At 43.7% G+C, this 19,201-nt stretch carries 20 protein-coding genes; 16 read left to right on the forward strand and 4 right to left on the reverse strand.

From position 1 onward, the window contains the following. Positions 1 to 30: 30 nt before the first annotated feature. Entirely contained in the window at positions 31 to 990 is a 960-nt protein-coding gene (locus L2729_RS04590) for a calcium/sodium antiporter (RefSeq protein WP_248987187.1), read from the reverse strand. A gap of 175 nt (positions 991 to 1,165) precedes the next feature. On the opposite strand from L2729_RS04590, the gene L2729_RS04595 reads away from it, so the two are divergent. From L2729_RS04595 to L2729_RS04645, 11 genes are all read left to right on the forward strand, one after another. Further along, positions 1,166 to 1,978: an ATP-binding cassette domain-containing protein gene (locus L2729_RS04595; protein ID WP_248987188.1), complete on the forward strand. Its 813-nt coding sequence runs from the start codon at positions 1,166 to 1,168 to the stop codon at positions 1,976 to 1,978. Next, on the forward strand, positions 1,965 to 2,750 hold the full coding sequence (gene mlaE, locus L2729_RS04600; RefSeq protein ID WP_248987189.1) for a lipid asymmetry maintenance ABC transporter permease subunit MlaE: 786 nt from the start codon (positions 1,965 to 1,967) through the stop codon (positions 2,748 to 2,750). The genes L2729_RS04595 and mlaE overlap by 14 nt, the downstream gene beginning before the upstream one ends. A gap of 71 nt (positions 2,751 to 2,821) precedes the next feature. Further along, positions 2,822 to 3,292, forward strand: a complete 471-nt coding sequence (mlaD, locus tag L2729_RS04605) for an outer membrane lipid asymmetry maintenance protein MlaD (RefSeq protein WP_248987190.1) — start codon at positions 2,822 to 2,824, stop codon at positions 3,290 to 3,292. A gap of 17 nt (positions 3,293 to 3,309) precedes the next feature. Further along, positions 3,310 to 3,984 carry an MlaC/ttg2D family ABC transporter substrate-binding protein gene (locus L2729_RS04610; RefSeq protein WP_428848220.1) on the forward strand — a complete coding sequence of 225 codons (675 nt, stop codon included), beginning with the start codon at positions 3,310 to 3,312 and terminating at the stop codon, positions 3,982 to 3,984. Next, positions 3,984 to 4,277 carry an STAS domain-containing protein gene (locus L2729_RS04615; protein ID WP_248987191.1) on the forward strand — a complete coding sequence of 98 codons (294 nt, stop codon included), beginning with the start codon at positions 3,984 to 3,986 and terminating at the stop codon, positions 4,275 to 4,277. Before L2729_RS04610 ends, L2729_RS04615 begins: the two co-directional genes overlap by 1 nt. A gap of 13 nt (positions 4,278 to 4,290) precedes the next feature. Continuing rightward, entirely contained in the window at positions 4,291 to 4,542 is a 252-nt protein-coding gene (locus tag L2729_RS04620; RefSeq protein ID WP_202286488.1) for a BolA family protein, read from the forward strand. Between the two features lie 21 nt (positions 4,543 to 4,563). Continuing rightward, positions 4,564 to 5,826: a UDP-N-acetylglucosamine 1-carboxyvinyltransferase gene (murA, locus tag L2729_RS04625; RefSeq protein ID WP_248987192.1), complete on the forward strand. Its 1,263-nt coding sequence runs from the start codon at positions 4,564 to 4,566 to the stop codon at positions 5,824 to 5,826. A 149-nt stretch (positions 5,827 to 5,975) separates the two neighbouring features. Continuing rightward, positions 5,976 to 7,370, forward strand: coding sequence for a sensor histidine kinase (locus L2729_RS04630; protein ID WP_248987193.1), 1,395 nt, complete (start codon positions 5,976 to 5,978; stop codon positions 7,368 to 7,370). Beyond that, entirely contained in the window at positions 7,370 to 8,002 is a 633-nt protein-coding gene (locus tag L2729_RS04635; RefSeq protein WP_248987194.1) for a response regulator, read from the forward strand. The genes L2729_RS04630 and L2729_RS04635 overlap by 1 nt, the downstream gene beginning before the upstream one ends. Before the next feature lie 199 nt (positions 8,003 to 8,201). Continuing rightward, positions 8,202 to 9,875, forward strand: coding sequence for an Ig-like domain-containing protein (locus tag L2729_RS04640; protein ID WP_248987195.1), 1,674 nt, complete (start codon positions 8,202 to 8,204; stop codon positions 9,873 to 9,875). A 201-nt stretch (positions 9,876 to 10,076) separates the two neighbouring features. Further along, complete coding sequence (locus L2729_RS04645; protein ID WP_248987196.1) at positions 10,077 to 10,265, forward strand: hypothetical protein; 189 nt, start codon at positions 10,077 to 10,079, stop codon at positions 10,263 to 10,265. Positions 10,266 to 10,764: 499 nt separating this feature from the next. Here the strand turns inward: L2729_RS04645 and degS are convergent, their stop codons facing one another. From degS to L2729_RS04660, 3 genes are all read right to left on the reverse strand, one after another. Continuing rightward, positions 10,765 to 11,850, reverse strand: coding sequence for an outer membrane-stress sensor serine endopeptidase DegS (gene degS / locus L2729_RS04650; protein WP_248987197.1), 1,086 nt, complete (start codon positions 11,848 to 11,850; stop codon positions 10,765 to 10,767). 391 nt (positions 11,851 to 12,241) lie between these two features. Continuing rightward, entirely contained in the window at positions 12,242 to 13,600 is a 1,359-nt protein-coding gene (locus tag L2729_RS04655; RefSeq protein WP_248987198.1) for a DegQ family serine endoprotease, read from the reverse strand. Positions 13,601 to 13,786: 186 nt separating this feature from the next. Beyond that, the gene (locus tag L2729_RS04660; RefSeq protein WP_248987199.1) at positions 13,787 to 14,137 is read right to left on the reverse strand and encodes a ZapG family protein; all 351 of its coding nucleotides are present in this window, start codon (positions 14,135 to 14,137) and stop codon (positions 13,787 to 13,789) included. Positions 14,138 to 14,302: 165 nt separating this feature from the next. Between L2729_RS04660 and zapE the strand changes: the two genes are divergently transcribed. The 5 genes from zapE to L2729_RS04685 all read left to right on the forward strand — a co-directional run bounded on the left by zapE (position 14,303) and on the right by L2729_RS04685 (position 19,008). Further along, the gene (gene zapE / locus L2729_RS04665) at positions 14,303 to 15,412 is read left to right on the forward strand and encodes a cell division protein ZapE (RefSeq protein ID WP_248987200.1); all 1,110 of its coding nucleotides are present in this window, start codon (positions 14,303 to 14,305) and stop codon (positions 15,410 to 15,412) included. Positions 15,413 to 15,738: 326 nt separating this feature from the next. Further along, entirely contained in the window at positions 15,739 to 16,170 is a 432-nt protein-coding gene (rplM, locus tag L2729_RS04670; RefSeq protein WP_101092593.1) for a 50S ribosomal protein L13, read from the forward strand. Between the two features lie 14 nt (positions 16,171 to 16,184). Continuing rightward, positions 16,185 to 16,577: a 30S ribosomal protein S9 gene (gene rpsI, locus L2729_RS04675; protein ID WP_101092592.1), complete on the forward strand. Its 393-nt coding sequence runs from the start codon at positions 16,185 to 16,187 to the stop codon at positions 16,575 to 16,577. 880 nt (positions 16,578 to 17,457) lie between these two features. Next, on the forward strand, positions 17,458 to 17,646 hold the full coding sequence (locus L2729_RS04680) for a DUF2065 domain-containing protein (protein ID WP_248987201.1): 189 nt from the start codon (positions 17,458 to 17,460) through the stop codon (positions 17,644 to 17,646). A gap of 66 nt (positions 17,647 to 17,712) precedes the next feature. Continuing rightward, a complete protein-coding gene (locus L2729_RS04685; protein ID WP_248987202.1) occupies positions 17,713 to 19,008 on the forward strand; it encodes an adenylosuccinate synthase in 1,296 nt (431 codons plus the stop codon). Positions 19,009 to 19,201 lie beyond the last annotated feature (193 nt).

Raw genomic sequence — 19,201 nt, forward strand, 5'->3', positions numbered from 1 at the left:
AATTTACTGCTTTATAGGTCGCATTCATATTTAAGATAGGAAAAGTAACGCTTGATACGCGACAAATGTAATGAGTAGGACAACGCCATGCCAAGGCTTTAGTTGTCTAGCGCGTCCGCTCAATAATATCAGTATTGCAAGCGCACTGCTCGTTGCAAGTACCATGTAGAAATCTCTCGTGCTTGCCGCGGCATCGACGGCACCCGGCGCGATAATGCCGGGTATTGCAAGTACCGCTAAAATATTAAATAAGTTTGAACCCACAATATTACCGATGGCTAAATCATCTTCTTTTTTCAACACGCCAGAAATACAGGCTGCAAGCTCAGGAAGACTGGTACCCACGGCAATAATCGTTAGTCCAATGACTAAGTCTGAAAGGTGATAAGCCTTAGCAATGCCTACAGCACCTTGAACCATCCAATCGGCTGAAAGAGGTAATAACACCATGCCGATGACCAGCCAAAAAATGGCTTTCTTGGTGGGGACATTTGATGGAACCTCATTATCGGCATCAATGGCTAGCGCATCGCGATTCTTATTCGTCAGACCATGCCAAATGAGGTAGCCCATTAATGCGAAAAAGAGCACTAAAAGAGACACACCTTCAATCCGGGTTAAAAAGCCGTCATGTAAAAAGTAACCCACAATGGCGGTGGCGGCTAACATTAAAGGGATTTCACGTTTCAGCGTTTGTGAACTCACGGAAATCGCCCCGAGTAACGCTGTAATACCTAGAATAAGTGTGATGTTAGCGATATTGGAACCGAGCACATTACCAATGGCTGTATCAGTCATGCCTTCCATTGACGCGGTTGCGGCAACAAACATTTCTGGTGCAGAGCTGCCCATAGCTACAATGGTTAAGCCGATTAACATTGGTGGAAGGCCTAAGTTGCGTGCAAAAGCTGCCGCACCATATACAAACTTATCTGCGCTCCAGACTAAAGCACTTAAGCCAGCCACTAACAAAAATATATTAAATAACATCGATTCTAAGTATTTGAGGATATAGCCGCGTATTTTCGCTGTAATTTAACAAAAATGAAAGTATTGAGGCGAGATAGTGTTGATTTGGTTGTACCTGATTGTTCAATTACGTACAATTTCTCCCTTTCCAGTACGGAAAAATGGATGTTTCTTAATTCGATTGCAGGGCTCATGCATGACTCAAAACCATAATTCATTGGTCGAAATTCAGAATATGGCCTTTAGCCGCGGCTCACATGTCATTTATGAAGACATCAGTCTGTCGATCCCTAAAGGCAAGGTTACTGCAATAATGGGACCCAGCGGCATAGGCAAAACCACCTTACTGAAATTAATCGGTGGTCAGCTTACGCCTAGTAAAGGCAAAGTGCTTTTTGATGGCATCGATGTGCATCAATGTAGCCGCAACCAATTATTTGTATTGCGTAAACGCATGAGTATGCTGTTCCAAAGTGGCGCGCTATTTACCGACATGAATGTGTTCGATAATGTTGCGTTTGCGCTTAGGGAACACTCTGGTTTACCTGAAGCGATTATTCGCCGCATCGTGTTGATGAAGCTCGAAGCGGTTGGACTGCGCGGCGCGGCGCCGTTAATGCCGACCGAGCTTTCGGGAGGTATGCAGCGTAGAGCTGCCTTGGCTCGTGCCATCGCCTTGGAACCGGAAATCATTCTTTATGATGAACCGTTTGCGGGACAAGACCCTATTTCAATGGGGGTTTTGGTTAAATTAATTCGTGAACTGTCCGATGCACTTAACCTGACTTCAGTGGTGGTGTCCCATGACGTGCAAGAGGTGCTAGGCATTGCTGATTATGTCTATGTACTGGCAGATAAAAGAATTATCGCTCATGGCACACCTGAAGAGCTGCGCTTGGCTGACAATCCGCAGTTAACACAATTTATTGGCGGTAAACCTGACGGGCCGGTGCCGTTTCATTACCCTGCACCGGACTATAAGAAGGAGCTGCTAAGTGGGCTTGATTAATCAAATCGCTAAATTGGGTCGTGGTGCAATTGATTTAGTTGTAGGTCTTGGTAGCGCGGGGATGATGCTTTGGGGCGCGATAGCGCATCGCCCAAGAGTTAGAAAAGGTACGCCGTTGCTCATCAAGCAATTGTATGTGATTGGCGTGCAGTCAATGGTGATTATTTTAGTCTCTGGGCTCTTTATTGGCATGGTATTAGCGCTGCAAGGCTATAATATACTTGTTGGCTTTGGCACTGAAGAGAGCCTAGGCCCCATGGTTGCCTTGAGCTTATTGCGTGAATTAGGTCCTGTTATTACCGCACTATTATTTGCCGGACGCGCGGGCTCAGCATTAACGGCTGAGCTTGGCTTAATGAAAAGCACTGAGCAGCTCTCGAGCCTGGAAATGATGGCGATTGATCCGCTACGGCAGATTATTGCACCGCGCTTTTGGGCGGGAGTGATAAGTTTACCTTTGCTAGCATTAATGTTTACCGCCATTGGTATTTACGGTGGTCATATTGTTGGCGTTGAATGGAAAGGGATCGATAGTGGCGCCTTTTGGTCAATATTGCAGTCTTCAGTTGAATGGCGACAGGACATTGTTAACTGTATTATAAAAAGTGCATTGTTTGCGGTGGTGGTGACTTGGATAGCGCTTTATCGCGGTTATAATGTGGTGCCTAATCCAGAAGGGATCAGCCGAGCAACAACCCAAACGGTAGTGCAGTCTAGCCTAGCGGTGTTGGCGTTAGATTTTTTGCTGACAGCGATGATGTTTGGCAGCTAGCGCGAGATCGCGAGCATGTTAATTGTGGTTAATTATTGTTTAGATTTATTGAATAGAGTGGTAAATGAGTTATGTTGACACGGAAGATTGAGGTGTTAGTCGGCCTATTTTTATTGTCAGGATTGGCAGCGTTTTTAATATTAGTTTTCAATGTTGCCAATGTAGAAGTAAAAACGGGTGACAGTAGTTATTCCCTCCACGCCAAATTCAGCAATATTGGCGGTTTGAAAGTGCGTTCTCCAGTGAAGGTAGGTGGCGTGGTCGTTGGCCGTGTTAGTGCTATCAATTTGGATCCAGAAAGATTGGTTCCTATCGTTACGCTCTCGATGGATAAGCGCTATCAGTATTTTCCAGAAACGAGCACGTTATCGATCTTAACATCCGGCTTATTAGGCGAGCAGTTTTTGGGGCTAGCCCCAGGTTTTATGGATGACGATGTTGAGATGTTGGCTGATGGTGACAGTATTGACGATACCCATTCGGCATTGGTATTAGAAGAGCTGATTGGCCAGTTTTTATATAGCGCAGGTTCAAAAGATTAGTGGTTGGAGTAATTGATATGTTGAATAAATTTTGTCGCGGATTGATGTTGGTTACAGTGGCGTTTATGAGTCTTAGCGTACAAGCGGCTGATGTCGAAAATAGTCCCCATGTTGAGATAGATAAAACGAACCCTTATACAATGGTTGAGGCTGTATCTAAAAAAACATTTGCGCGCTTTAACCTAGATAGGCAGTTGATTGCAGATAATCCTGAGCATTTAAAGGTTATCGTTACCGAAGAGTTGATGCCGTATATCGATTATAAATACGCCTCTTATAAAGTGTTGGGTCAGTATTTACGTGACACAACAAAAGATGAACGTACTCGCTTTGTTGAGGCTTTTAGAGGTTATTTAATCTCAACGTATGCACAAGCGTTTACTGAATATACTGATCAAACGGTTAAATTTAATCCTGCTAAAGATTTTTCTGGCGAGAAGATGGTCAACGTTAATGTTAGGATCATCGAGAAAGGGCGCCCTGAAATCAAGTTGCAGTTTAGAGCTAGGCGTTTAAAAGATGATACTTGGAAAGCATTTGATCTTGTTGCCGAAGGTGTTAGCTTATTATCCTCAAAGCAATCAGAGGTCACTAACTTGGTTCGTCAAAAAGGCATCGAAGCAGTGATTGAGATGCTCATTGAGCGCACCGCGACTCATATTGACTTAACCCCGAGTGAGCAGGCCAACTAGTGGCAAGCTTTCAACAGCAAGGTATTATTTGTGCGATTAGCGGCCGCTTAGATCAAGATGCCGTAATCAGTCTATGGAATGACAGACGTTGCTTATTGGATGTCGACACTGCTTTTTTACAGTTATCGGACATTGAATATTGTGACAGTGCTGGAGTGGCATTTCTACTCGAATTAGTCAGTATTTTTGCCGCAAAAGGTGCTAGCTTGAAGTTGATTTCAGCTTCCGAGCAGCTTAAGAAATTTATCGTATTATATGATTTAAACGACTTCTTTTATGAAGAAGCACAGTAAGGTGAACAGTTCCATGGAATGTAAAGATATAGAAGCGATCCTGTTAGAAGCATTATCCTTAGAAGAAGTAAAAGTGACTCAAGAAGGGACTCATTACAAGATTGTTGCCGTCGGTGAGTGTTTTGACGGTATGGGGCGCGTTAAGCAGCAACAGACAATTTATGGTCCATTAATGGCTCACATTACTAGCGGTGAGTTACACGCTATTACGATTAATGCATTCACGCCAACACAATGGAAGCGTGAAAAAGTCTTTAATATGTAATTGCTGATTTAGAGAGTTAATGTGGATAAATTAAAAATTGAAGCGAGCAATGCGCTTGCGGGTGAAGTTGTCATTTCAGGTGCAAAAAACGCGGCTCTGCCAATCCTGATGGCCGGTGTGTTAGCTGAGACAGACTTTAATATATCTAATGTTCCTAGCCTTAGGGATGTTAATACCAGTTGTGAATTATTACGCTGCTTGGGTGCCGAAGTCACCCGCTCAGGCGATGATAAAGTTTGTATCTCAACCACCAATCTTAATGAGTTTTGTGCTCCTTATGAATTAGTTAAAACGATGCGTGCATCGATATTGATTCTAGGCCCTTTACTTGCTCGATACGGTAAGGCCGATGTGTCTCTGCCTGGTGGTTGTGCTATTGGTGCCCGCCCGGTGAATTTGCATCTGCAAGGACTAGAGCAAATGGGTGCCAAGATTGAGGTCAAAGAGGGCTATATCAAGGCCCGTGTTGACGGTCGTCTTAAAGGCGCGCATATCTTTATGGATATGATCAGCGTCGGCGCGACCGAGAACTTGTTAATGGCTGCAGCATTAGCTGATGGCGAAACCGTTATCGAAAATGCAGCACGTGAGCCTGAAATTGTAGATTTAGCCAATTGTTTGATTGCAATGGGGGCAAACGTTGAAGGCGCTGGTACTGATACCATTCGCATTCAAGGTGTTGAGTCGCTCCAAGGTTGTGATTACCGCGTGATGCCTGACCGCATCGAAACCGGTAGCTTTCTTGTGGCTGCTGCGGTGACTCGTGGAAAGATCCGTTGCACTAAAGCGGATCCTAAATCGCTTGAAGCGGTACTGGCTAAGCTTGAAGATGCTGGCGCAAAAATTACTACCGGTGATGACTGGATTGAACTTGATATGCAAGGGCAGCGCCCTAAAGCAGTCAATATTAAGACGGTGGCTTACCCTGGCTTTCCAACTGACATGCAAGCACAATTTTGTGTGCTTAATGCATTAGCAGAAGGTACCTCAACGATCACTGAAACCATTTTTGAGAACCGCTTTATGCATGTTCCAGAGTTGAGCCGTATGGGCGCAACAATGGAGCTAGAGGGTAATACCTGTATTATCCACGGCATTGAAAAGTTAAATGGTGCACAAGTGATGGCAACCGATTTACGGGCATCAGCCAGTTTAGTGATTGCAGGGCTTGTTGCTGATGGGACAACGATTGTTGATCGCATCTATCATCTGGACCGTGGTTACGAGCATATTGAGCAAAAATTCAAAGGACTTGGCGGACACGTTGAGCGAGTAAAATCGTAGTCTGATTGAGCCTAGCTTTACCAACCAAAGAACCATTTAGGCGTTATCGCTTAAATGGTTCTTTGTTTTATGCGCTAGCGCAAATTAACGAATGGCTAAATAAGAACAAGATCAATACATAGGTATCTTTACAATGTTATGTTCTCACTATGCCTATTTTTGTCACTTTTAACATCTATCTATTTTACGGCCTAGTATTCTTCTCTATAGGTTGCGCTGTGGTGTTTCGTAATTTTAGATATAGCCAGCTTAAAGTCGCTCCCACTCTTTGGGCATTGGCCATTTTTGGCTTTTCTCATGCTTTTCACGAGTGGTCAGAGCTATATGTCATTATTTTTTCAGATAACATGGACCCGCAATATCAGCTACTGACTGAGTGGCTTCGCCTTGCCAAGTTGTTTTTATCCTATCTGGCCTTAATGGTGTTTGCTTGGCAAATACTGAGTATCACGACTAAGCGAATAGCCTTGGTCGGGCATGGGATCATTCTGGCGATATTAGCCTGTTATTTTTGGCTGGTTATTCCCAATGTGCATGATTTAGACATCAACAGAATGGGGCTTATTGAAGCGAGTCAATATACCCGTGTGCTTATCGGTTTTGGTAGCGCTTCTTTAGCAGGTGTTGGCATGGCGGTTTATGGCAATAGTTTACGTCAAGAGCAGCATCACTATGGACTGTACTTTGTGATTAGCGGCGTGGGTCTACTTATATACGGCGTGCTATCTGGCTTAGTGGCGACCGATTATCACCATAGTGTGCCAGTATTGAGAACCTTAGCGGGGGGATTGATTTTAGTTGCACTGTTTAAAGCACTTAAAGTCTTTGATTTGGAAAAAGAGCAAGCAACCGCGGCTAAGCTTAAACGTGCGCTTGAGGCTGATAAATATAAAGCGATAGGACGATTAGCCATGGGGGTTGCACACGAAATCAATAACCCATTGGCTTCGTCGACGTTAGCATTAGATCTTTGGCAGCGAAAAAACCCTCAACACTTTGCTTTTGAAGACGACTACTTGAATCGAGCTAGACTGGGTATTGAGCGTGCGTCATCGATTAGTAAGGAGCTGTTGAACTACGCTCGGCCCGCATCCGGTAAGCGCAGTGATTTTGCTATTGCAGATATTTTAAATAGTGCAGTCAAGCTGTTGGCTCATCGCTGTAAGCAGAATGTCATAGAGCTTAACTGTGGTGCTTATATTCACCTCTATGGTGAAAAAGTAAAGCTAGAAGAGTTGATTATAAATTTACTTTGTAACGCTATTGACGCATCACAGAGCGGTCAAAAAATCGTTGTTGATGTTAGTGAGGGCGATACCACGGTAACGATTATGGTGACTGATTTTGGTTGTGGTATGGATAGGGAAGCGTTAGCGCGGGCAACAGAGTTGTTTTACTCTAGTAAACCGGTCGGTAAAGGCACTGGATTAGGTTTGGCTATTTGTGAGCAAATTACATCATTACATCATGGGAAAATGAATATTGTGAGTGAGCTAGGTAAAGGTACCACTGTAGAGTTAGTCTTTTATCGGGAGCACAAGTAATGGTCTCTATTCTATTGGCTGAAGATGACAATGAGCTTAGGCGCAATGTCGTCGAGCTACTTGAACTTGAAGGTTATCAGGTGACTGCAGTGGCAAGTGCTGAAGCTGCTATTGCTGAAAGTGAACAGCAACACTTTGATATTGCGCTGTTAGACCTTTTGATGTCTGGCATGACCGGAGTGGAGGCAATATCAAACCTACGTCAACATCAGCCCTTTATCGCCATCGTGATTATTACCGCCTACGCAACCGTCGATACCGCGGTGGATGCGATGAAAAAGGGGGCTGATAGTGTGATGACCAAACCTTTTAAGAGTCAGGAGTTGGTGGTCACCATTAAGCGAAGCTTAGCGGAAAAAGAGATTCTAAAGAACCGCGCCGACCTAGACCCTGATTTAGTCTATAGCGCCCTTGCAAATCCATACCGCCGTAAGGCATTAAAAATACTGGCAGCACATCAAGCATTGAAATTTATGGATCTGTGTCGTTTAGTTGAAATCGATGATCACACCAAGTTTAACTTTCATCTACGTCAGCTAAAAAAGGCAGGCCTTGTCATGCAAAATGAGAAGAAGATCTACATTTTGACAAATACAGGTCAATTTGTTTTACAACATCATAACTTATCTTAAGGTTAAATGTATTTAATAAATAAAGAGTTACCTGTAACTTGATAACAATAGTTCACAGTTTGTTAATAATAGTGAACTCTAGTCATCTATCTCTTTAGTAGTATCTCTTCAATACTTGCCCTATGTCCATAGAGGCATATCAATCGCCAAAAAAAGCTATCCCGGCGATATGAATATGAGCAATGTTGAGGATGAATATATGAACGCACAAATTCCATGCAAAAAGCTATTACTCGCCAGTATGATCACCATGTTGGTTGCTTGCGGTAGCGATAATGATAATGATGACACCACGCTGCCTGTGAATAATGCCCCCGTAGTTGTTGCTGATGCGGCTACGGTAACCGTATCAGAAGTTGTGACCATTGATGTATTAGCCAATGATACAGATGCAGATGGCGATAGCTTATCAATCGTATCCGTTGACAATGATAGCGCTGTGATTACTGATGGAAAGATTAACTTTACTGCTGGTGATACTGCTGGCGAATTGAAGTTTAGCTATACCATTGCAGATGGCACTGATGAGGCGACGGGTGAAGTGACTGTCACCGTTGAAGCTGTTGTCATTCCAGAGCCCGAAGTTCTAGCGTATGTGGGGTCAGCAGCCTGTGCAACGTGTCACAGCGGTAAGCATGAATCTTTTGTTAAGACTGGTCATAACTTTAAGATTATGAAAAACCCGGGCAATGATGCTCCTGTATTTCCGTATACCCCTGCTACAACCATTACTGGTGCTATCGATCTGCTGGTCGATTCAGTACCCAATAATGTTTTAGGTGCACCAACAAGTTACGACGAAGTCACATATACAGTCGGTGGTTACGGTTGGAAAATGCGCTGGTTAGACAAAGATGGCTACATCGTCACCGGTAAAGACGTGCAATACAACATTCGAAATTCTGCTGGAGAATTGAATATTCCTGATAATCATCCAGGTGATGCGGATGTTATGGGTGATTACAAGGCAACCGAATTCAATGTTCAGTATAGTTGTGGTAACTGTCATACCACAGGTTGGAAGCGTACGACTGATGTAGCGGGTGGTGATAGTCGCAACCCATTACGTCAAGATGACCTTCCAGGCATGAATGGTACCTTTGCTGAGCAAGGCGTTCAGTGTGAGTCTTGTCATGGCGCCGGTAGTATCCACGTCAAAGCACCGTCTAAAGACAATATCACTAAGATCGCGGTTGCACGTATAACGGAAGATTTCTTAGCCGATGATATGGGCTACGGTAAAGCGGTAACGTGCGCCGAGTGTCATACTCGTGATGGTGAGAAAGATTACCCATCGTTTGTAAGTCATTACAACGAATCCTTCCCTGAAGGAAGCAAAGTTGGTGGCCGTATCATCTCTAAAGGTGGTTTATCTAAGCATCACCAAACCGGCGATGAAATGCTAGGTGTGGTTCCAGAAGACCATGGCACTTATAAAGCGGGTGACGAAATTGGTCCTAAGAGTGGCATGGCGTGTACCTCTTGTCATGACTCTCACAAGTCTACCTTGAATGCAGATAGTGCTGATGGTCTACACACTGGAGCAGTTAAAGAATGTACTTCTTGCCATACTGGCGACTACAAAAAAGAGTTCACCGTTGGACTACATGAATTTGCTGCAGAGTGTACAGATTGCCATATGCCTAAACTGGCTAAGAGTGCTGTTACTCATTTAGCTAAAGACGGTACAACAAAATACGGTGATGTGAAGTCTCACTTATTTACTATCGACTTAGACCCAACAGCGAAGCAGTTCACTGAAGATGGCAAGTTCCAAATGCCTTGGGCTACGGCGCAGTATTCTTGTGGTGAGTGTCATGCTGATGTCGCTGGTTATGTTGAGAAACTTCCTGAAGGAAAAATGCATAAGTAGTAACTAAGCTTACCTCTTCTCTTTATCCCTGCCAAAAGCCGCTCTATTTCATCATTAGAGCGGCTTTTTTATATCTTTAACTTCCAGTACCTCTGAATAAGATAAACAAAGGTTAATATACTCGAGCGTACTCCTTTCGCTCATTTTGCTATGTTGACACTGGGTGTTGAAGAAGCGTTGACTGAAAGGGAGTTGAGATAGATGACACTATGGCAAAGGATGGGCTTATTGCTACTACTGATACTCGCTGCGTTGTCCTGTTACGCTGTTGGCTTTGCATCTGGGGCGACAGGGCTACTGTTATTGGGTGTGGCTTTAGAGAGCGCATTTTGGTTTGGTTTACTGCAAAAGAAACCGCAGCGGTTATCTACAGCAACGGAGCCCAATTAACTCTGATTGGAACCGAAGTGATAACCACGGCTGGCATATTGAATGCCTAGTAAGGTAAGAGTGCCTTGAACCATCGTAATAGCGATTTACGCTATGCCTAAGCAACAAGCAACAAGCAACAAGCAACAAGCAACATGTTTGTTTCCGTACTGCCGTAGCACCGCGAGCAAAACTGTGATTGAGGCAGTGATTCAGAGAGTGGTATTCCATTTTTAATATCACTAACGCAGTGTTACCTACGGTAACTCCTGTAGGGAAAGGCATATGTTGCTGCATTTTTGATTGATAAACATTTATATTGAATTTTGATGGCATGGCCTATTTTGTTCCATACAAGATTAGATATTTGCTTCCTCTATGAAGGTTAAACTCAGGAAATACTAGCTCGTAGTTGGGCAAAGGGATAATGATGCAGCATCTTCTATTAAAAGGGGGTTTGGCTGTCGTCATAAAAAAGCCTGCATTAAGCAGGCTTGTTATGGGTCAAGGAGGTTAGCGGTTACTCTTTGTAGTGAACTGGCTTCTCATCAATTATCACAGGTACATCGTAAGACTTACCTTCGCGAATAATGGTGATTTTAACTTCCATACCTGGTTTTGTTTCAGCGATTCTATCCATCAACATCTCAACGCCCGGTATCGCTTCACCTTGATAATGCGTTATAACATCACGGATTTGCAGTTGTGCTTTTGCCGCCGGACCAGCAGGGTCGATACTTGTTACTAGTACACCGGTTAAGTCTGGAAGATTAAGAATTTGTGTCATCACGGGACCAACCGCTTCACCACTAATACCCAAAGCACCACGAATCACGCGGCCATCTTTAACCAACTTACCCATAATGCTATGAGCCAGTTTGATTGGGATTGCAAAACTAATACCGTGAGTACCGCTTTCTTTACCAATCTGAAAAGCCGCAGTGTTAATACCGACTAATTGACCGGTAGTATCAATGAGTGCACCCCCCGAGTTACCCGCATTAATCGCCGCATCAGTTTGTAGAAAATCAAGGTAACCAGAACTAAGTCCATTTCGACCCGTTGCACTAATAATGCCTTGGGTAATGGTTTGGCCTAAGTTGTAGGGATTACCAATGGCCAATACGACATCACCCACTCTTGCTGGTACCTCGAGTCCAAGTGGAACGATAGGAAGATTATCGCCCTCGACTTTTAATACCGCCAAATCGGTTTCGGGATCGCTGCCAACCACTTCAGAGGTGAATTTTCTACCATCTTGCAACGCGACGACAATCTCGTCGGCTTGTTTGATGACGTGGTAGTTGGTAAGGATATAACCCTCTTTGCTCATGATCACACCTGAGCCCAATCCTTGTAATGAACTGGGTTTAAGCGGTTGTCTTTGATCAATGCTGAGGCTATAAATATTGACAACTGCGGGTGCCGCTCGGCGCACTGCGGTTGCAAAAGATAATTCGTTGCTGCTGGTTACCGCACGGCTCATTAAGCCATTTGTGAGGCTTTGCCCGGTAATGAAAGGCATCACAATAATGATAACCACAGCCATGATAAGGCCAAATGCTATGGCTTTACCGACATATATAAGAGTGTCTTTAATCATCATGATTGGGAGTTAATACTGAAAAGATGAGTTAGATTAACATGTTTATACCCACCCTACCTGAAAATGCAGGATTCAGTGGGAATTTAATGGGCTTTAATCAAGGCATTGATTGCTACTAATGGTCGTTCCCTTAGTAAAATCGATAACACAGAGTAAAGCCCATTAAAATCCATCGCAGAAGGCGTTGTGCAAGCCCACTTCGTTGTTGCACTAACTTAAAAGGGAGTAACCATTTCGGCATTAGCGCGTCTAGAATTGAACTTGCACAACGCCTCTGAAACGAGCACCTTCAAGTAGGATGGGTATATATTAAACACGTATACGAAAGCACTTTGACCTGCAATAAAATAGCCGAGTATATTACTCGGCTATTAAGTTTACGCTGATGAACTTAGCGAAGGATCAAATATATGCTGGTATTGTCTCGTTGTATTTTTAACGCGACAGAGCCTTTCTGCTCTTCAAACACTGACTTGAGTGATTTCAGATTTTTCACTTTAGTGCGGTTTACACCCACAATTACATCACCTTTTATCAAACCACTCGCCGCTGCTGGTGAGCCCTGAGCTACATCGGTAATCGCTACTCCTGATGAGGCATCAGCATTTTCAAGTTTTGCACCTTGTAACATTGGGTGTACTGCCCCCGCGGCAGCTTCTGCTGTTTGGGTTGATTCTCCGAGTGTTGCGGTCACTGACTCTTCATCTCCGTCACGGATCAGGCCAAATTCAACTTTGCTACCGGCGCCCATAGTGGCAACTTTGGCGCGTAGCTCTTGGAAACTCTTAATCTTGCGACCATTAACACTGGTGATAATGTCGCCTACTTTTATGCCTGCTTTGTCTGCAGCGCTGTCTGGCATGACCTCATTAATAAAACCACCGTGTTGGGTTTCAATGCCAAAGCCTTTTGCCAGTTCGCTGGTAAGGTCTTGACCTAAGACCCCAAGTACGCCACGACGCACTTCACCATGTTCAATAATCTGATCGACTAGATTGTTGACCATGTTTGATGGTATCGCGAAACCAATACCGACGTTACCGCCGCCAGGGGCGACAATCGCGGTATTGATACCGATGAGGTCACCATTTAAATTAACTAATGCCCCCCCGGAGTTACCACTGTTGATAGCTGCATCGGTTTGAATAAAGTTCTCAAGCATTTCAATGCCAAGGCCACTTCGGCCCATGGCACTGACAATACCCGATGTGACGGTTTGACCAAGACCAAACGGATTACCAATGGCGACGGCAAAATCTCCTACTTGTAGCTCGTCGGAGTCAGCGCGCTTAAGGGCTGTGAGGTTTTTGGCTTCGATTTTTAATAGGGCGATATCTGATTCGGTATCAGTACCAATGAGTTTTGCTTCAACTTCGCGGCCATCAGATAATCCGATAAGGATTTCATCAGCGCCCTCAATAACATGGTTATTAGTAACAATATAACCCTCTTTAGCATCGATGATGACGCCCGAACCTAGTCCTTTAAATGGACGTTCCTGTACTTGTTCTCTTGGTGCGTTAGGGCCAAAGAAATAGCGGAATGCATCAGGGACTTTTTGCTTAGAAACATGTGTGCCCGACACTGCTACGGCGACCACTGCTGGCGTCGTTTTATGTAACATAGGAGCTAAACTCGGTAAGAGTTCGCCGCCGACGGCAAGAGGGATTGCGGCCTGAGATACAGTGGGGGCTAGCATTAAAGAAGCACTTAAAAAGGCTGCTGAAAGTAAGGATAATTTAGTCTTCATTTATACGTTGCTCCAATTTCGTCAATACTAATGTTTGCACGGTTCGGCACTGTTTTACCTTTAACAAAAGGTGACTGCCATGCAAATCATATAATCTGTTTTATATCATTCGTTATTGAGTCGGACTCAAGCGAGTATCAAAAAGTTCATCAATGATTAACAAAGGTTAATTTATCGATACATTCTTTATATGGATGCAGCCTTTTCAGTATAGGTGCTATCGGTCGCTGCGCTGCGGTTATCGACAGGCGCTAAATCAGATAGATGTTTATCAGTCGTTGGGAAGGTTAATAAGCTCGCGGATGTATTCCATTGCTGGTTAACCTTATTGACTAGGTGGGTGAGTTCCGTGAGTTGTTTATAGTGGCCGTCAAAGTGATCTGACACTTCTTGCTTATACTGACAAAGTTCCAGCTGAGTTTGCTCCAGCTGTTTATTTTGACTTTTGTCTTTATTTTTTCTAGTTAAAACGGTATGCCCAACGTAGCCAAAAACGCTGCCTATAACAAAGGCTGCAAAGGTTAATGCCCATTCCATATTGACTCCAATGACGACTTTAAAAAGAGAGATGCTGCCAAATATACATGGCGGCTTTCGGCCGTGGTACTATTTACTGAAATAGTTTAATGATAATTAATCGCCAAACAGTCCTGAACGGCTGATTTGTGTTTGTTCCTTACTTACAGATAGAGAATGATTTACGTGTCGCATTTAACTCCTTGGCAGCATTATCAACAAGATTTAACTCGAGATGACTTTTCCCACGACGTTGCACAAGAAGAAGCGGTAAAGCAACTGCAACGCGTTTATGACGATCTTATCGTACTGAACAGCCAAGGACGCAGCAAGAGTAAGCTGTTTTCTCTATTTGGGACAAAATCAAAGCGAAGCGTACAAGGGCTCTATTTATGGGGCGGTGTGGGTCGCGGTAAGACGTATCTAATGGATACCTTTTTTGATTCTCTTCCGGGTGAAAAAAAGTTGCGTGCGCATTTTCATCGATTTATGCATCAATTACATATTGATTTGGCAGAGCTACAAGGCCAACGCGATCCGCTGGTCATTATCGCTAAAAAAATGGCGACACAATATCAAGTGATCTGCTTTGATGAATTCTTTGTCTCTGATATTACTGATGCAATGTTGTTAGGGTCCTTGTTTGAATCCTTGTTTGCAGAAGGCGTCGCCTTAGTTGCGACGTCTAATATCATCCCTGATGAACTTTATCGCAATGGTTTACAGCGGGCTAGATTCCTACCCGCGATTGCAGCCATCAATAAATATTGCGATATTTTAAATGTCGACTCAGGCGTTGATTACCGACTAAGAACACTAGAGCAAGCTGAGATTTATCACTCACCGTTAGATGCACAGGCCGAGCAAAACTTACAAGAGTATTTTGCGAAGTTAGCGCCGGAATCTGAGATCTTACAAGAGGGGGTGTTAATTGATGGCCGCGTCATTGAGATCCGTCAACAAGCCCAAGGGGTATTGTTGATTGATTTTAGAGCGTTATGCGATGGCCCGCGTAGCCAACGAGACTATATGGAGGTTGCAAGACTTTACCATACCGTGCTGCTCAGTAACGTAGAGCAGATGGGCGAGCATTTAACCGGTGATGACATAGCACGTCGATTTCTAGCGATGGTAGATGAGTTTTATGAGCGTAATGTTAAATTAATTATTTCATCGGCAGTCTCTTTAGATGATATCTATACTAAAGGCTTACTGAATTTTGAATTTAGACGTTGTCGTTCCAGATTGACCGAAATGCAGTCCCACGATTATTTAGCGTTAGAGCATTTACCTTAAGTTTAGAGCCAATCACTCGCTGCTTTTTAACTTGATTATTTGTCTCCAAAACGACCTGATTTCCTACGTTATGAGGCCATCAGAGGGTCATCAGCAGCCTTGATAGATGAAACGTTTAAAAAGAGATAAGAATTTATCTAGAAATTAGGTGATTTTTAACTCATCTTTGTCTATAATCCGCCACCTGCCCTCGTTATCCACCACTCTAGGTGGAAGTTGTAAAGCCTAATTCTTTGCTCGAAGGGGCGGGGAAAGGCATTTTTTGTGTTTTTGCCAATAATGGCATTAGCATGTGAGACAGAATTTTAACATTGGGTTTTTGTAAAATGAAGACTACTTTTACTGCTACACCAGAAACAGTCACTCGTGATTGGTTCGTCGTTGACGCCGAAGGTAAAACTTTGGGTCGTATCGCTACTGAAATAGCTTCTCGCCTACGCGGAAAGCATAAGCCAGAGTATACGCCTCATGTTGATACTGGTGACTACATCATCGTTATTAACGCTGAGAAAGTTACCGTGACTGGAAACAAAGCCAAAGGCAAAGTTTACTATTCACACTCTGGTTTCATCGGTGGCATTAAGCAGATAACTTTTGAGAAGCTGCAAGCTCATAAGCCTGAAATGATTATCGAAAAGGCTGTTAAGGGTATGCTACCTAAAGGCCCATTGGGCCGTGCCATGTTCCGTAAGCTTAAAGTTTACGCTGGTACAGAGCATAACCACGCTGCACAACAACCTCAAGTACTTGATATCTAAACGGGATTATAGCAATGGCTGCAACTCAATACTACGGCACTGGCCGTCGCAAAACTTCTACTGCTCGTGTATTCGTTAAAGTAGGTACTGGTAACATTATCGTTAACCAGTTACCTCTAGACGAATATTTCGGTCGTGAAACTTCTCGCATGGTTGTTCGTCAGCCACTAGAGCTAGTTGAAATGACTGACAAGCTAGACATCATGGTAACTGTTAAGGGTGGTGGTAACACTGGCCAAGCAGGCGCTATTCGTCACGGTATTACCCGTGCGTTGATGGAAATTGACGAGACTCTACGTCCTTCTCTACGTGCTGCTGGTTTCGTTACCCGTGATGCTCGTAAAGTTGAGCGTAAGAAAGTTGGCCTACGTAAAGCACGTAAGAAGCCACAATTCTCTAAGCGTTAATTTCGCTTTCAGAATTCAAAAAGCCCAGCTATATGCTGGGTTTTTTATTGCCTAAAAATCAGCTTCTCTCCATAAAACCTATCGTACTAATTATACTCATTGCACTAATCACACTGGTTTTACTCATTATGTCGTTAATTAAAAAGTGCCCAAGCTGCTTAATTCAAGGCGCATTGATGAAGTAATAGTCACTTCCGTGTGAGCCAATGCAAAGCAGAAATTGCCGTTGGGCGGCTTTCAAAGCAGCGCATGCTGCGTTAAGCACTCTGGAGAACCGATTGAATTGTCGATTTTCCCATACTCACGGTCAGATGCCAGCTTTGGGGCGAAGGTAGAGTCATGCAGGAGCTGTTACTAAGGATGCCAGAACTGAGAATAACGATTAGCCTCGTGCTCCCCACTGACTTGCTGTGCTTTGAACGCTAGCTGAAAGTAGTGATACTTAATCGCATAGCTAATACGATACGAATCGACTTCCTTAGTTTGTTTGACCGACGGTAGTGGGTCAGTACATTTGTTGTTATTGCTTTTAAAAGCCCTGCACTTTGGTTATTGGTTAAACTCATTTCACTATCGATAGACCCGTTAAACATCTGGCTGATAGGACCACAGTGGCAGATGTGAGGTTTATATGCTGTTATAGATGCAAGTCTTGCCCTAATACCTCAGTGAGCGCGATAGCGCTTATGAGAGCGTTATAATCACCATGCTAAGTCGGCTTGTCAGTGTGTTGAGATAGTTCTTCGACATTTATCCGAGCTTACACTTACGATTAGGCCGTTGAAGGGCGACTTAGGTAAGTAGCCCTTGAAATGGACCCCATAAACAGTGGTAAAGTACTCTTATGTTTTACACTGTTCGGCAGCGGAGATTCTTTGTTATGTCTTTTGAGTTAATCATGCTTGCGTTAGGTTTAGTACTCATCATTGAAGGTATTGGCCCCTTATTATTTCCCAATCGTTGGCGAGCGTATTTAAAAGAAATTTCCAATCAAAATCAGCAGCTTTTACAACGCCTAGGTGGTTCTTTAGTCACTGTCGGTGTGGTTATATTGATTATTTTTTTATAAATTACTTGCCTACCGCCCCTATAGATCTGCTAAAATCCCGTTTTAACCACTACCGTGCAGCAAATAATGGGCAAAAACGTTGTAGTTCTCGGCACCCAATGGGGTGACGAAGGAAAGGGTAAGATAGTCGATCTTCTTACCGAACAGGCTAAATATGTCGTTCGTTACCAAGGTGGCCACAATGCGGGTCATACTCTTGTTATCGATGGCGACAAGACAGTTCTTCATCTTATTCCGTCAGGGATCTTACGTGATAATGTAAAATGCATTATTGGTAACGGCGTGGTGCTTGCACCTGACGCACTGATGACAGAAATTAACATGCTTAAAGAGCGTGGCGTACCTGTAGAGGAACGTTTATTAATTTCTGAAGCATGTCCTCTCATTCTTCCATTCCATTGCGCATTAGATGTGGCACGTGAAAAAGCGCGTGGCAATAAAGCTATTGGCACGACGGGTCGTGGAATTGGTCCAGCATATGAAGATAAAGTATCACGTCGCGGTTTACGTGTAGGCGATCTGTTTAATGCAGAATTGTTTGCAGAAAAACTGAAAGAAGTGATGTCTTATCACAACTTTATGTTGACCGAATACTACAAGTGCGATGCAGTTGATTATGAAGAGACATTGAAAGATGCTCTTGGAATTGCTGATTACTTGAAGAGCATGTGTACCGACGTTTCTGAGCTTCTTGATCAAGCTCGTAAAGCCGGTGAGCCAATTCTATTTGAAGGCGCTCAAGGCACGTTACTAGATATTGACCATGGTACTTATCCATTTGTAACCTCTTCTAATACTACCGCAGGTGGTGTTGCAACGGGTTCTGGATTTGGTCCTCGTCATCTAGATTACGTTTTGGGTATCATGAAGGCATACACCACACGTGTTGGTGCCGGTCCGTTCCCTACGGAATTGAAAAACGAAATTGGTGACTACTTAGGTACTAAGGGTCATGAGTTTGGTGCGACTACAGGTCGTAAACGCCGTCCAGGTTGGTTGGATGTTGTCGCGATGAAGCGTGCAGTTCAAATCAACAGCGTAAGCGGCTTCTGCTTGACTAAACTAGATGTTCTAGACGGTCTTAAAGAAGTGAAGATTTGTGTTGGTTATGAGTATCCTGATGGAACTGTAGCAACTACAACACCGCTAGCAGCAGAAGGCTATGAGCAGGTTACGCCTGTTTTAGAAACTCTGCCTGGTTGGAGCGAAACAACTTACGGCGCGACATCTGTAGAGCAACTGCCACCGGCAGCAATCAACTACATTAAGCGTTTAGAAGAGTTGTTAGAAACGCCGATTGATATTATCTCAACGGGTCCGGATAGAAACGAGACCATGATTCTAGTGAATCCGTTTAGTTAATAAGAAGAGGCCGCGTTTAGCGGCCTTTTTATTAACGGTTAATGATGTTTTACCCTCGTTTATAGTTTGTTTCGGTAAGCCTATGTATTAGTTGCTCTCCACAAGTTGTCTACAGCATCGCTAAAATAGGTTAGTAATGCGACCATCAAGATTTATTTACATACCTCGACAAGAATGCGTTATAAGCCCTTCA

Origin of the sequence: Shewanella gelidimarina (assembly GCF_023283945.1) — a bacterium.
In the GTDB taxonomy this organism is placed as follows: domain Bacteria; phylum Pseudomonadota; class Gammaproteobacteria; order Enterobacterales; family Shewanellaceae; genus Shewanella; species Shewanella gelidimarina.